The organism is Pseudanabaenaceae cyanobacterium SKYG29, assembly GCA_025055675.1.
In the GTDB taxonomy this organism is placed as follows: domain Bacteria; phylum Cyanobacteriota; class Cyanobacteriia; order Pseudanabaenales; family Pseudanabaenaceae; genus M5B4.
Genome location: JANWWT010000018.1, coordinates 1 through 512, shown reverse-complemented (window position 1 = coordinate 512; position 512 = coordinate 1). Strand labels below are relative to the sequence as shown.

Sequence of the window (512 nt, the reverse complement as noted above, 5' to 3'; positions counted from 1 at the left end):
CGCTGGTGAGTCCCAGTTGCATCCGCTGGTCGAACGGCACGGTGTGGACGAAGTAGAGTCACGCTTGCGATGGAATGAATAGCCAATAGGGGTAGGTTGCCAGCAGCCTGCCCTTTTTTCATCACAAGTAACGACTGGCGGTCAGGGCCACAGCGAGGGCATCAGCGGCATCGTCAGGTTTAGGAATCGCTGGTAAGTGCAGTTCCTGTTGAACCGCTTGTTGCACGGCGTACTTGTCGGCTTTGCCGTAGCCGGTGAGGGCTTGCTTGACCTGGGGTGGCGCAAATTCCTGTAAGGTCAATCCCCGCTGAGCGAGTACCAGCAGTAACACACCCCGCGCCTGGGCCACGGCAATTGTATTCGCCATGCGGTAGAAAAATAACTTTTCTGCGGCTACTTGGTCAGGCCGCCATTGCTCTAGCAAGGTATGCAGGTCCTGGTAGAGCACACACAGCCGTTCCCCTAGAGAGAGGTCAGGCGCTGTGGCAATCACCCCGAAATCCCGCGCCACC

At 57.6% G+C, this 512-nt stretch carries 1 protein-coding gene; it reads right to left on the bottom strand.

The features are described from left to right. Nucleotides 1-121 precede the first annotated feature (121 nt). Nucleotides 122-511 (bottom strand): crossover junction endodeoxyribonuclease RuvC, encoded by a 390-nt coding sequence (gene ruvC / locus NZM01_12615; GenBank protein ID MCS6960872.1) that lies wholly within the window; start codon nucleotides 509-511, stop codon nucleotides 122-124. Between the last annotated feature and the right edge of the window lies 1 nt (nucleotide 512).